We start from the raw sequence: 14,199 nt of genomic DNA, 5'->3' as shown, positions 1-14,199 counted from the left end.
CATTGTGACCATTTCATCGCCCCACAATGACCGATTCATCGTTTTTATATTGTTTAAGATTTACAATTATATAGTGTCAAATGACATTTATAATTGAAACCTTTCACTAAATTTTAATTAGGTTAAAGTTTCATTCAATAATCATTTTTAACGGAATAGCGCTTTATGAGTACGCAAGAACATTATCAAACCGCGACTGAAGATAAAATTTCCACGCTAAGAAAAATTATCTATGGCTTCGGCGCTTTCGTAAATAACTTATTAGGTGCGGCGATTGGTACTATGACCATAGTGCTTAACTTGGGTTTAGGTATGAATCCGGCTTTAGTCGGTTTGTTAGGCGCATTACCTCGTTTGGTCGATGCCTTTACTGATCCGTTAATGGGCTATATTTCCGATCACACAAGATCAAAATGGGGTAGACGCAGACCCTATATATTCTGGGGGGCTATTGTCGCAGGTATTACTTTTGCCTTGTTATGGCAATTACCGAGAGGCCAAAGTGAAGAGTTTTACTTTTGGTTCTTTTTAATTGGTTCTATCATTTTTTATCTAGCCTATACTATTTTTGCAACACCTTGGGTTGCATTAGGTTATGAATTAACGCCTGATTATCATGAGCGTACCAGTATCATGGCTGTACAGAATTTTATGGGGCAATTTGCGTGGTTATTTGCACCTTGGTTCTTATTGTTTATGCAAAATGAATCGCTGTTTAGCGATATGATTGAAGGTGCCAGTTGGTTAGCCGTAATTATTGGGCTATTTACTATTATTGTCGGTATTTTACCGGCAATATTTCTTACTGAACGCTTTACACCCATAGCAACTTCAAAAACGATTATTGACCCGAATGCACCACCAATAAAACCAAGAAGCTTGAGTTATGCCGTTACTGATTTCTTTAAGGGCTTTTTAATTACACTTAAATTTAAGCCTTTCCTTAGTTTATGTGGCGCAACCTTTTTAGTGTTCAACGGTTTTATGATGGTTTCAGCTTTTCAAAGTTACGTGATTATTTATTATGTCTTTGGCGGCGATCAAGCATTAGGTGCTGAATATGTCGGTTGGGCGGGTACGGTGTCATTTATTTCAACGTCTTGTGCTATTTTTATTGTCACTAAATTATCAAGCTGGTTAGGGAAGCGAAATGCTTTTTTCATTACTATCGCAATTTCTATCTTTGGCTATGCATTGAAATGGGTGTGTTTCACCCCTGAAAATCCTATGTTAGTGATTATTCCACCGATATTTTTCTCTTTTGGTTTAGGCGGCTTGTTCACCTTAATGGGATCTATGGTTGCAGATGTCTGTGATCTTGATGAATTAGAAACCGGTGAACGACGTGAGGGTATGTTTGGCTCAATTTATTGGTGGGTTGTTAAATTAGGCTTGGCGGCGGCGATGGCAGCTGGTGGCTTCTTACTTCATGCAACAGGTTTTGATGTTGCGTTAGGTGGAGCCCAATCTGCTGATACGCTGTTTTATATGCGCTTAGCTGATGTACTTGTGCCTGTACTTTGTTCAGTGGTTGCTATTTGGATGGTCGCTACTTACCCTATTACTGAGAAAATGGCTCATGATACCCGCAGTAAACTTGAGGGACGTCGAGGAAAAATGGCGGCTGAAGTGAATGACTTAGATGAAAATACTGACGGTGTTACGCCTGCCTAAGGCACTTATAAATTGTATATCTACATAGTTAATCATGTAGATATACAATCAGCTTTATTTTTGTGAGGTTTGTATTTTTTTAGTTAAAATAAATACGAAATAAAATAAAGCTGTTTTTTAAGTTGTTGTTTTAAGCTGTTGTTTTAAGTTATTGTTTTAAATAAAGTTAAAGTAATTTTTTGTATGGGTGATAACAAAAGCTTATCATGAGTACTTGTTCATATCCTTTATCCATTTCAACTTTTCCTACCCCCCTTTGACCGTATTTCGATGCTGTTTGACCAATAATTGTGCTAAAAATATTCAAGTCTGAACATGACTATTTATAGGATGCTCGACAGTAAGATAATTCAAAAATGCAGAGTTAACGCTTATTGATATAAGTGCAGCAGTACTGTTTATCTTTTGGGATCGTTATAAACCAAATTATTCATTAAGCCGGTTAATCATTGACTTAATTGAATATTTTAATAGAAGAATAATAAAATAATGAGCAAATTAACATTAAATCTTAGTGCACTAACAGGAGCTTTAAGTGTTTTTTCAAAAAAAATGCTTTCATTGTTATTACTCAGTACGCTAATAAGTTGTGGAGGTGGGTCAACTCCAACAGAAAAAGAGACTATCAATGCAGATACTGATAACGACGGAGTATTCGACCAAGTCGATTCGTGCCCTAATACATTAGCCAATACCACTGTAGATGCCAGTGGTTGCGAAATCATTATTGTTAGTGTCGATACGGACAGTGATAATGATGGTGTTAAAGATGCAGATGATAGATGTCCTGAAACTCCAGACAATACAAGGGTAGACAGCTCTGGCTGTGCGGTCATTGAAGAGGTTGTTGATGTGCTTGTCCAAGCAGAAGATTACATCAGCTATTTTGATACCACGGCGAGCAATGAAGGCGGAGCTAGTTACCGTAATGACGCTGTAGATATCGAAGTTACCACTGATGTGGGCGGCGGTTACAATATTGGTTATACCCAAGCAACAGAATGGCTAGAATACTCGGTAACCTTAAGTGCTGGGACTTATACCATTAGCAGCCGCGTGGCTTCAGATTCAGGCGGTGGTAACTATACGCTGTCGATAAATGGCAATACAATTGGTAGTGACAATGTTACTAACACGGGGGGATGGCAAACCTTTGAAACCCATGTGGTTAATTCGTTTTTAACGACAAGCGGTACTTTTACCTTACGATTAGCGATAAACGCAGGTTCATTCAATATTAATTGGCTGCAAATAACAGCGGTTATTGATGATGATTTAGATGGTATTGGTAACGACCTAGATTTGTGTCCAGATACGCTTGAAAATACAGAAATTAATGAGGTGGGGTGCGCTGACTCAGATGGTGATGGCGTGTTTAATAATCTGGATAATTGTCCAGATACACCTATGGGTACCTTTGTCGATTTTCTCGGCTGTGAAGCCGTAGAACAGTTAATTGAAGTGGCGTTTAACAACGATATTCTTGTTGGTGGTGAAGACAGCCAAAAGCCAGGTTTTAGCTTATATACCTTTGATAATGACATTGGATCTGACGGCAGTCATTGCAACGACGGTTGTGCGGTTAATTGGCCTCCGCTTCTAGTGACTGATGGTGTCGCTTCTGGTGTGCCAAATTTATCAATCATTAATCGAAATGATGGCACAACACAAGTTGCCTATCAGGGCAAACCGTTATACTTTTTTAAAGGTGATAGCGAGAAAGGAACCATTGAAGGTGCGGCTATAGCGGGTTGGAACCTTCAAGAATACGGACTTTTTGGTGATATTGTGCCACTTTATACCTCTAGCACGGCACAAGAACATGCTTTAATTTATGAAACTAATGATGCTGTGGTCACCATGTTTGCTGACAGAGGACGTGATCGTCATGCTAAAGAAGATCAATTTCAGCAATACGATCATTACCTTTCTCATTATTGGACCCATAGAACAGCGCGCTATAAATTCACCGATTATGTGGCTAAAGGCGGCTCATCTATTTTAATTGAATGGGTAACACAATGGCAGCTTGAGGCGTTAGAATTTAGAGCATGGTACTCAGGAATGAATACCGTTGCTGAATACCATGGTAATTATGAGCCTAACGTTGTGACGGTCGGTCACGGTAGTTACGATGACGACCTTGTGCAAACAAGTACTAGCGGCGATCAATATAAATATTCAGTAACCATTAATGAGTTTCGGGGGCTTAATGGCAGCACAGAAAACCTCAGTATTGGCCAACATATGGAAATTGAAGTTAGTCAGTTTTTATTGGGCGTTCCTGAGGGGCGGTCAAATTATTACGGCACAACTTATCTTTATCAAGTCGGTAAAGGTGGCATGGCTCCTTGGAAAGCAGTCGGAGATTTTGATGATAAATCATCAGAGCGTGAAAACTCACATCCTATTGCCAAACAAGGTTGGTTAGGTGGAAATACCACATTATCTTATCAATATACAAATGAACCTAATGATCACTTCATGCAAATGGCAACTAATTTATCAAGTTTAAATGGGCAAACGTTCGTTTTAGGAAGGCGTATTCACCATACCTCTTTTGTTGATGGTAAACATGATGAAGACCCAGCCAATGGTGTTTTTTCAGAAATGGTAGGTAAGTCAGGTACGCATTTTGTTAATCATAGCTGTGCAAGTTGTCATGAACGTAATGGTAGGGCAGCTCCGGCACCTATTGGTGAGGCATTAGATAAATGGGTCTTTAAAATTGCTGATGCTGATGGTAATCCCGATGCCCAGCGTGGTGATGTTTTACAGCCATCGAATACGGGAAGCGTACAAAGCGAAGGAACGGTAGTTATTGAATCATGGACTGAGGTTAATGGATTACGTTCACCTAATTATAAGTTTTCAACAGGTACGCCAGAAAAATTCTCAGCGCGTATTGCACCTCAGCTTGTTGGTCTAGGGTTATTAGAAGCCATTCCTGAAGAAACTATTTTAGCGATGGCTGACGTCAATGATGAATTTGCTCCCTTTGGTATTTCAGGTAAAGCGCAAAGTGCTATCGATCCCGAAACCCAAGATATTCGCCTTGGGCGTTTTGGTTGGAAAGCCGCTACATCAAGTATAAAGCATCAAGTTGCCGCAGCGTTTAATACTGATATGGGGGTAATGACCTCTGTACTCCCATCACCAGATTGTGGTTCTGCTCAACAAGAAAGAAATGAATGTGGTCATGACCAATCTGAAATAAGCGACCAGCACTTGAACAATTTAGTGAAATACATCGCATTGTTGGGTGTACGAGCGCAACGTGGCCTTGATGATCCTCAGGTAGAACAAGGACAAGCGTTATTCTCAAGTATTGGTTGTGTGGATTGTCATACCGCAACACTGCAAACCAGTATTTATCATCCGTTTACAGAACTAAGAGATCAAACTATTCATCCTTATACCGATTTACTGTTACATGATATGGGTGAAGGTCTTGCTGACAACTTAGGAGAGGGCAACGCTACAGGGGCTGAATGGCGAACAACACCGCTATGGGGCATAGGTTTGTCGGCTTGCGTTACTGGAGGTGTAGAAAACCCCGTTGGCGGCCAAGGTAATGAAGTTTGTACGCCCGAGCATAGTTATTTACATGACGGACGTGCGAGAACGATTGATGAAGCAATTCTCTGGCACGGTGGGGAATCAGAAGCTTCTAAAGTTAAGTATGAAGCACTTTCTGATGCTGACGAAGCTTCATTAATAGCCTTTTTAAAATCACTATAAAATCAGCAGCTTATTAAATTGATTATCGATTGATTTAATAAGTTCTTTTAAGAGAAAAGAGAATAATAATGAACCAATATTCAGTTTATCAGTGCAATGTTAATTCAATGCTAAAGAATATCAGTTTTAAAAGTCGACTGTTTTTAATGAGTTTGCTGAGTTTGTTAATAACGACACCAACGATGGCAGGTTGGGAAGTTAACTATATAGATACTTTTTCAGGAGACAGTGTTAATTGGCAAAATTGAACGGCCCAAGTCGATGCTAATTTTAATAACGAAGTTCAATGTTATACCGATGATGACAGTTCCATTGATAAGAACTTTGATGTCTCCGATGGCACCTTAAAAATAATCGCCAGAAAGCAGCAAACTAATTGTGTAGGCTTGAATAATCAATCTAGAGATTGGACCTCCGGTCGAATTAACGGTAAAGATATACGTGAGTTTCTCTATGGCAGAATAGAGTCAAGAATTCGTTTTCATAACCTTGAAGGGGGGGGTTGGCCGGCGGGAATTCATACCAAGTAGACTTGACCGTAACTGACAACGGTAATCCAAGACTTTCAGTAAGCAACACTATTAAATTTAGCGTTAACAACATGCCGCTTGACGCTGGCGATAATGAGAGGGAAAAAAGTAGTGGTGGTTTATTCAGTTATTCACTACTGCTGATGTTGATAGTATTTAGGCAAAAGTATCTTAAACAAAATAGGTTCAATTAGGTGAACTTTTAATAACAAGGTTGATTTATTAGGATATCAGTATTAACACCGGCAGTGGTTAGTTATAATATTGATTGAATAAGTTGCTGATGCAGCATTATATTCTTTTATTTATTTGATGTACTGCTTTCAAAGTAACTCGTGCTGACAAGTTTTAAGCGATAGTGTCTTCTTTGTTAACTTATTATCTAACGAATATAGACAATCCACACTAGAAATATACCTAAGGGCAGGACATAGATTTGACTATAAAGTGGCAAGATCTCATCGAAAAAGCATGGAATGATAGAAAAGTCTTAAATGAATCAGATGAATTTGATTCTTGGCGTGTTTTCCATGGTTACACCGAAGGAGCGCCGGGTGTAGTTATTGAAAAATTTGGCACTATGGCCTTGGTCGAATTTAAAGACGATATTCGTGAGGACCTTGATGTAATCAAAGATGCACTATTACAGTGTTTTCCCTTCACGCTTATTATGGCAAAAGGTGATCAAACTCTCGGGTTACGCTTGAAGAATAGAATGTTCTCGCTTCATGGCGATATTGCTGATGCGCCAGAATTTACCAAAGAATACGGGGTCTATTATAGTTTGCTTGCCGATACGATGCATAATTGTGGTTTATATCTGGATGCACGTCCCGTTCGTAAGTGGTTAGCTAATAATAGTGAAGGCCGTCGTGTATTGAATTTATTTTCATTCACGGGCAGTTTGGGTATAGCGGCTTTGAAAGGGAACGCGAAGGCCGCAATTCACCTGGACAGATCGAAAGCGTTATTACCGCGTATTGAAAAAAGCTACGAAAAAAATGCTATGGAATTTGGCACTCGCAGTTTTATAAAGGGTGATATCTATAAGCATTTACCTAAGGCAATAAAAAGTGGTCAGCAGTTCGAAGGCATCATTTTAGATCCACCGCCAACCGTTTATAAATCACCTTATGCAGAGCATCAGCCTAAAGGACAAGATTTTTCTAAATTGGTGAGTATGTGTTCAAAGCTTTTAAGTCAAGGCGGTTGGTTGATTTGTTTATTTCATCGTTATGATGCAACGTGGGATGAGTCAGATGCCGAGATTATTGAATCATCGGGCCATACTTTGAAAATGTCAGAACGGTTTACTAGTGAGTGTGATTTTCCCGATGATAATGTTGACCGAAAGTTAAGAGTGACCGTATTCGAAAAAATTTAAGATAGATAATACCAACAAGTCATTACCCCTGATAAGTGAGCGGTAATGACTTGTTTAATACTTTACTGCTGCACAATAATAAATTGCAGACCTTTGCCGAACAAGGTATGCAGAAAGTTTTGTGGATTCTTGCTGTCTAGTAGATAAATAGTATCCATAATATCAACAAATCAGTCTAACGCGCCTATCATTAATTTTAGTTATTATTTATTTTCTTGAAAGAGATGAAAATATTTTATGTCTTCAATTGCAGGTGTGTTACTAAACTTACCCGCGAGTGATCGCTTAGCCGTTAAGGTAACTTGTCATCAGAAGATAAGCGTTTAACGTTAGCTTTTAATTTATCTACTGGCTTAAAAGTATTAAATCAACAAGGAATGAAGCTATGACCAATCCTTTGATTATTAACATACTGGGATATTTAAAAAAACAAAACAGTGCTTGTTCCATAATTGATTTAGTCAATCTTTGCCAACAGGATTTTTTGCTACTGATAAAAAAGGATGTTGACCCTCAAATTGCCATATTTCAAAAGAATTTTTTTGTTATGAATGCGCTTTATCAAATTCAACGAGATATTAAAAGTGAGGGTTTTTTACTGACTATTTTCCCATTAGAAATTTGTTTAGTACCAAATCATGCCGCAGCAAAAGGTACCTTGGCTATGCGCGATACTGATCTAGCCCATTACTATTTAAGCTGGTCTAACTTGAATAACATTACCCTTGCAGAAGTGGAGTCACTCTTTTCCCGTTTTTGGCAAAGATACCGTGCAGTAGATAAGGTTGCTGCTGCTCTGACGACTTTAGGGGTAGATAAAAATATTGATTGGTCTGGGATACGTCGGGCCTATCAAAAAAAAATTGCCACTACCCATCCTGATAAAGGTGGCTGCGCGGCCGATTTTATCGAAATTCGCCAGGCTTATGAGGTATTAAGTTGGTGTTATCATCGCAAGGACTAATTTTACGATCGGTGATATTAAACGACGTCAATAAACTGATATTTGTTGAATTGCAAAAAATAGTTTTAATATCTGTCGTTATATAGCCAAAGCGCACATTTTAGACGGAGAGGGATCTTGGTGCAGTTTGATTTTAAAGCGACTTAGTGCTAAATTTTGTTGATAGAATGGGCTTGTATAACGATAGGCTTTCTAATAATCAGTTAATGAAATGTGTTCTCAACACTCGACTCTATTATGGATATATTACGGGTAATGCTATTGACTGAGATTTATTAATTCCCCGGGAAGATATTTAAGAAAATATTTAACTTATACTAACGACTATGAAGAATAAAAATTAATAATATGAAATTAAGAATTACCTTTTGCCTGCTATTAACTTTTGCATTTATTCACAGTTTTCCGTCAGTTTCACAAGAGCTGGACAATGAGCCGTTAGGTGTTATTACCGTTGTTGCAACTGAAAAAGACTTACCCTTTAGCTTTAAGCTTCCCAATGGCAATCCTAGTGGGCTTTATGTTGAGTTTTGGCAGCTCTGGTCTAAAACTAATAATATTCCTATTCGCTTTGTTCTATTGCCCTTTGAAGACGGTATAGCGTTGATCAAACAAAAGAATACCTTACATGTTGGGCTCTTTAAGAATCAGCAACGACAACAGTGGGCTGATTTTTCCTTACCTATCCATAATGTACAAACAGGTATCATTTATAATCGCTCAATTGACAAAAAATCTAAGCTAAGAGAATTAAGTGATATTAAGATAACTAGTCAATATTTTAGCTTTCAAGAGTCCTACCTTAAGGAAAACTTTGCTAGCTTTGAGCAATCAACGCATAAAAGCTTTGATGATGCTCTCGAGGAGTTATTAGATAATGAGGTTCAGGCTGTTGTTGCTGAGTTACCTAGTGCCTTTGCACAAATAGCGAAAAAGGGCTTAACTGGAGTATTCACTATTTCTGAAGAGATTATTGCTTCTAATAATGTCTTTGGGGTGATAGCAAAAGGTCAACCTGAATTATTAGCTAAAATTAATGCTGGTATTGAAAACATTCCCGTTAATAAAATTATTGAATTAGAAAAACAGTGGCTCCCCACCTTAAAACCATTTTTTCAAAAATCATCAACTGTTGCTAGTTTAACGGAAAACGAAAACAAATGGCTGTCACAAAATAATTCTTTTAGTTTGGGGACTGACTCTGCATTTGCTCCCTTTGAATTTAATGATGAATTGGGTGAACATAGCGGAATATCAGCTGATTACATGTTGTATGCAAAACAACAACTAAAAATAAATTTAACACCAACAGTAGGTACGAGTTGGGGGGAAGCACTAGAAGAATTTAAACTTGGCAATATTGATGTCATGTCTTCAATTTTTTATACAAAAGAAAGAGCTGAATATATAAATTTTACTGAACCCTACTTTGAAATTTCTCTCGTTATTGTTAGTAAGAAAAATGCTTTCTATGCTGAAAGTTTATCGTCATTACAAGGCAAGAAGTTAGGTCTAATTAAAGGCTATGTTTATAATGAATTGATTAGTCGAGATCACCCCAGTATTAAAATTGTAGATGTTTTATCGGTTGAAGACGGACTTAAAAAATTACAGTTGGGGGAAATTGATGCCTTTGTTGATTCTATTGCTGCGATTAATTATGAAATAAACAAAAATAAAATTAATGATCTGATTATTACCTCCTTTACCCCTTATACACTTAAAATATCGATGGCGGTAAGAAAAGGGCTTGAACCCCTTATTCCGATTTTAAATAAAACCTTTGCTGCGATGAATGAAAAAAAACGTTCTGCTATCGCAAATAATTGGTTATCGGTACACGTTCAATCGGGTACTGAATTATCAACCATTCTCGTCTGGGCATTACCGATAGCCTCATTGCTCATTTTGATTATTTTAGTGTTTTTTCGCATGAATAAAAAACTCAAAATAGAAATTGATGCACGAGTGATCAATGAAGAAAAACGCATTACCGCCCAACAAGATTTGGCCGCACAAAAAAAAGCGATGGACGAACATTCGTTGGTTCTTGTAATCGATATTAACGGTATTATTAGCTACGCCAATGATAAGTTTTGTGCCATTACTGGCTACAGCCGTAAAGAACTCATTGGTAAAAATCATAGTATTCTAAATGTTAATAACCAGTCCAAATATTATTGGCATAAGATTTTTACGGCGATTTCTAAAGGGAAATATTGGCATGATGAAGTGCGTATTAAAGCCAAGGGGGGGCAATACTATTGGGTAGACACTACGATTGTACCACTTTACGATAAAAATAAATTACTCAGTGGTTATACTTATATCAGTACTGATATTAGCCATCAAAAAGAGACGATTACTCGCTTAGCTGAAGCCAAAAAACAAGCGGATGTTGCTAATGAATCAAAAACCGCTTTTTTAGCTAACATGAGCCATGAAATCCGTACACCGATGAATGGCGTCATCGGCATGACTAACCTCTTACTTGATACGGCTCTAAATCCAGAACAACACAATTTTGCGAAAACAGTAAAAAACAGTGCCGAGTCATTACTGAGTATTATTAACGATATCCTTGATTATTCAAAAGTTGAAGCTGGCATGTTAGCGCTTGAACCACTTGAATTTGATTTAGAAGTATTGCTGCATGATCTTGCTACCAGTCTCGCTTTTCAAGCGCATAACAAGGGTTTAGAGCTAATTTGTCCGGCTAATATTTTACCGGCTCAGTCATTTATTGCAGACCCTGGGCGTATCCGTCAAATACTCAATAATCTTATCGGTAATGCGATAAAGTTTACTGAGCAAGGCGAAGTTTCAGTCTATTGCAAAGTACAAGAGCAGACTAAGCAGCACACTAAATTACTCTTTGAAATATCTGATACCGGCATTGGTCTGACGTTAGCGGATCAAAACAAACTATTTGAACGTTTTAGCCAGGCCGATGGTTCAACGACCCGTAAATATGGTGGCACCGGATTGGGGCTATCTATCAGTAAACAATTAGTTGAATTGATGGGCGGCGAGATAGGCTTGAAAAGTGTTGACGGAGAAGGCTCTACCTTTTGGTTTAGTATAAATATTGCTAATGCTGATAACATGCGACCCAAGAAAATTTATGATCATTTACAGAGTCAAAAGATACTGGTGGTTGATGATAATTTAACTAACCGGACTTTGTTAGGTTTGTTACTGACCAAGTGGCAAGTCGAGCATACTCTGGTAGATAGTGGCGATGAGGCATTAGAAAAACTGACCCAAGCTAGAATACAAGGAACTCCTTACCATATCGCTATTTTGGATATGCAAATGCCTGAAATGGATGGGTTTCAACTAGCAACTAAGATTAAAGCGGATAGCGATATTTTTTCAAAGACTCGTTTATTAATGTTGACCTCGCAAGGGCAACGTGGCGATGTTGAAAGATTAAAAGCGGCTGGCTTTAACGGATATCTAAACAAACCTGTTGATCAGTCGATTCTCTACAATACCTTAATGACCATTGCTGGCATTAATGCCCAAGAGCAACCTTTGATCACGGCGTTTAGCGCTCGTGCACTTCCGCAGTTCAAAGCAAGGATACTTGTTGTAGAAGACAATGCTATCAATCAAAGAGTCGCACAAGGTCTGTTGAGAAAATTTGGTGTGCAAGTCGACTTAGCGGCTAACGGTGAAGAAGCGCTAAATTCATTAAAAAACTTACCTTTTGATTTAGTCTTTATGGATTGTCAAATGCCAGTAATGGATGGCTATGAAGCGACTAAAAAAATTCGTCTTCCTCAATCTAAGGTACTTAATAACAATATTCCGATAATCGCCATGACTGCCAATTCAATGCAAGGTGACCGAGAGAGGTGCTTAGCCGCAGGAATGGACGACTTTATTGCTAAACCTGTGAACCCTATCAAGCTACAAGAGGCATTGAAACGCTGGCTACCCAAATATTAAGCGTCCGTTATGCAAGTAGTTAAAAATAACAAAAATAGGTTAGTTTATATTTTATCAAAGCCAAAATTAATCTAACCTGAGAATGTTGATGTTGATGTTGATGTTGACCCAAAATACAATACTCGTCAGCTAGTACACTTTCTTGTGCCAGAGACTCAAGTCACGTATATCGTCATTATCTCAATTTAGTGACAATCGTGGTAATAAATCAAAAATCACCACCAATTGCTAACCATCTAACATGATACGGGCTTTTACTTGAGGCAACTTCCAGATGAAATATACTGGAATTATTGACAACATTAATAAGACTAACTGCTCCGCTTCATTGAGTGGCAATAGTTGTAATAAATAAACAATAACTGCTGAACCACTCATTTGTACAAATCCTAATAGCGCTGAAGCTGAACCTGCTTTTTCACCAAAAGGTGCTAGCGCTTGTCCTGCACAAGCTCCCATCAGTAATGAAAAACCAAGTGAACTGATCATTATTGGTAACATAAAAGCGGCAGGCGTTTGCCAAGTTAATAACGTTAACATTAACAATCCGGCGACAATCAGTAAAACCATACCAAAACCTATGGTTACCCGCGCACCAAATTTAACTAAAACCTGAGGAGCCAAAAAACAAGCGACAATATTAATGACAGCATTGAGACTAAACCAATAAACAAAGCTCTGCTGATCTAACCCCAATCTAACCATTAACCAAGCAGGAGAACTCGTTACGTAGGCAATAATAATTGCCATTGATAACATCACCACCAAAGCATTAAAAAGAAAGACAGGGTGTTTCGCCACCGTAATAAAATGCACCAAGCTGATAAGGTTTTTAGAGGGTATGGTATGCGAGGGCCTGGTTTCTTTGAGGGTAAAAAACAAAATCAAACCGGCAAAAACAGCATACCCTGTCATAAATTGAAAGTTACTTCGCCAACCAAAATACTCGGTTAAAACATTACCCAGTAATGGAGCAAGCGCAGGAATACAACATATAGCACTGTTTAAATAAGAGTACATCACGCCACTTTCTATTGCGTTGTATTTATCACGGACACTGGCAAAGGCCGCTACAACAATGGCGCAAGCACCAAAGCCTTGTACTAAACGACTAAGGAGGAAAAACGCTAAGTTATCTGCATAAGCACAAAGAAGAGAAGCCAAGCCATAAATAATTATACCAGCCATCGCAACGGGGCGACGACCATATCTATCGGCGAGTGGGCCACTTATCAGTTGACCAAAGCCCATACTTAGAATGAATATCGTTATGCTCCATTGGATTTCTTTCATGGGAACAAGAAGTTCTTCAGCCATAATGGGTAAAGCGGGTAAAAATATATCTATGGCTAAGGGGCTAAAAATAACCATTAAAATAAGCAGTGGTAAAAGTTGTCTATTTGTCATTTCAGTCTCAATAATGATGACTGCCTAGTATAAGATATTGGCGTTATTAGCAGAAGCGAATTATCGTTAATTTAATGAAACTAAACAGCATTTCGCTTTAACTATACTTGTTAGTTAATTGTTTGGTGAATATATCTTTAAGTAGGGTTCATACATTGATTCTGACATAGCTCGGTCTAATGACTAAGACAATGGTGCGGTGTGGCCCTGGTTCATTTCAATGAATCGCCCGAAGTTCTGCCTCGTTGTAGGTCAATGGGTCTAAGGCTATCTGTGTCAAAAGCGTTGTTCCAAGTTTTCCTGCAACCATAGGTATTAATTTATGAAAACTCGCCGAGTCAACATCAGTGTCTTGCTTTTTGTTTGAAGGCTGCAAGCTGCTAAGGCATGATCTTTTAAGTAATGCCCTCTTTTAACAACATCAGCTTATCAATTTCTAACGCTGCACTGGTAATTTTTGGTACTTTTTTGGATACTCATCCTTATGACAAAGCCAATAAAAGTCTTGTTGCCAAAAATTGAAACTGATAAATCCTTCAATAGGG

8 protein-coding genes are annotated in these 14,199 nt (G+C 38.2%); 7 read left to right on the top strand and 1 reads right to left on the bottom strand.

Features of this window, described 5'->3' with window-relative positions; all coding sequences use genetic code 11:
• Positions 1 to 165: 165 nt before the first annotated feature.
• The 7 genes from A3Q34_RS03785 to A3Q34_RS03755 all read left to right on the top strand — a co-directional run bounded on the left by A3Q34_RS03785 (position 166) and on the right by A3Q34_RS03755 (position 12,247).
• Entirely contained in the window at positions 166 to 1,674 is a 1,509-nt protein-coding gene (locus A3Q34_RS03785) for an MFS transporter (protein WP_070374136.1), read from the top strand.
• Positions 1,675 to 2,163: 489 nt separating this feature from the next.
• The gene (locus A3Q34_RS03780) at positions 2,164 to 5,415 is read left to right on the top strand and encodes a di-heme oxidoredictase family protein (RefSeq protein WP_070374135.1); all 3,252 of its coding nucleotides are present in this window, start codon (positions 2,164 to 2,166) and stop codon (positions 5,413 to 5,415) included.
• A gap of 68 nt (positions 5,416 to 5,483) precedes the next feature.
• The gene (locus A3Q34_RS03775; RefSeq protein ID WP_070374134.1) at positions 5,484 to 5,663 is read left to right on the top strand and encodes a hypothetical protein; all 180 of its coding nucleotides are present in this window, start codon (positions 5,484 to 5,486) and stop codon (positions 5,661 to 5,663) included.
• A gap of 138 nt (positions 5,664 to 5,801) precedes the next feature.
• The gene (locus A3Q34_RS20355) at positions 5,802 to 5,945 is read left to right on the top strand and encodes a hypothetical protein (RefSeq protein WP_157470790.1); all 144 of its coding nucleotides are present in this window, start codon (positions 5,802 to 5,804) and stop codon (positions 5,943 to 5,945) included.
• 436 nt (positions 5,946 to 6,381) lie between these two features.
• A complete protein-coding gene (locus A3Q34_RS03765; RefSeq protein WP_070374132.1) occupies positions 6,382 to 7,329 on the top strand; it encodes a class I SAM-dependent methyltransferase in 948 nt (315 codons plus the stop codon).
• 385 nt (positions 7,330 to 7,714) lie between these two features.
• Positions 7,715 to 8,293 (top strand): DNA-J related domain-containing protein, encoded by a 579-nt coding sequence (locus tag A3Q34_RS03760; protein WP_070374131.1) that lies wholly within the window; start codon positions 7,715 to 7,717, stop codon positions 8,291 to 8,293.
• 348 nt (positions 8,294 to 8,641) lie between these two features.
• On the top strand, positions 8,642 to 12,247 hold the full coding sequence (locus A3Q34_RS03755; RefSeq protein ID WP_070374130.1) for a response regulator: 3,606 nt from the start codon (positions 8,642 to 8,644) through the stop codon (positions 12,245 to 12,247).
• A 228-nt stretch (positions 12,248 to 12,475) separates the two neighbouring features.
• On the opposite strand, the gene A3Q34_RS03750 is transcribed toward A3Q34_RS03755, so the two are convergent.
• Complete coding sequence (locus tag A3Q34_RS03750) at positions 12,476 to 13,654, bottom strand: multidrug effflux MFS transporter (protein ID WP_070374129.1); 1,179 nt, start codon at positions 13,652 to 13,654, stop codon at positions 12,476 to 12,478.
• Between the last annotated feature and the right edge of the window lie 545 nt (positions 13,655 to 14,199).

The sequence above is a fragment of the Colwellia sp. PAMC 20917 genome, from assembly GCF_001767295.1.
Taxonomy (GTDB): Bacteria; Pseudomonadota; Gammaproteobacteria; order Enterobacterales; family Alteromonadaceae; genus Colwellia_A.
This window is presented reverse-complemented; position numbering and strand designations above follow the sequence as displayed.